A 649-nucleotide genomic window follows, 5' to 3' on the forward strand; every position below is an offset into this window, starting at 1 on the left:
GATGAATCGATTAAAGAAGGCAGCCACGGCCAGCCTATCAGCTTTGAATACCTGAAAGAGAAAAACCCTGATTGGCTGTTTGTTTTGGACCGCGGTGCGGCCATCGGTGAAGAAGGTCAGGCTGCGAAAGATGTGTTGGACAATCCTTTGGTTGCCGAAACAACTGCATGGAAAAAAGGCCAAGTCGTGTACCTCGTGCCGGAAACCTATCTGGCAGCCGGCGGCGCACAAGAATTGCTGAATGCTTCCAAACAGGTAAGCGATGCGTTTAATGCGGCCAAGTAATTCGGCGTGGGTATAGCCGCCCGCTTCTTTCAGACGGCCCGAAGGGTTTGATGATTCACAGAGTCAAGCTGCTTGACCTGAAGTCATTGGATTTAGGCCGTCTGAAAATACATGGTGCAAATGGACAATTTTTGCTTGCTTGCATCTGTTTTTTATGATGGGCGAACCTGCTTTTTTCCCAAATACCTTAACCCTTCTTTCAGACGGCCTTATTTTTTCCGAACCATTTTATGTTTCACAAACCTTCATTTTTAAATGCGGTCAACGGTGTGGCGCTGCTGATATTGTTTGCCGTCAGCCTGTCGGTCGGCGTGGCCGAATTCAAATGGTCCGCCCTGTTTTCGCTATCCGACAGCCAGCAGGT

The 649-nt window shown here is 48.8% G+C and carries 1 protein-coding gene and 1 pseudogene; both read left to right on the forward strand.

Annotated elements, in window-relative coordinates; all coding sequences use genetic code 11:
- Positions 1–285, forward strand: a 285-nt coding sequence (locus ACTHS3_RS16480) for an ABC transporter substrate-binding protein (protein ID WP_440368572.1), incomplete at its 5' end; no start/stop codon positions are given.
- A gap of 230 nt (positions 286–515) precedes the next feature.
- Positions 516–649: pseudogene (locus tag ACTHS3_RS16485) on the forward strand (ABC transporter permease); the annotation flags it as partial.

Source organism: Neisseria sp. P0009.S007 (assembly GCF_051962515.1).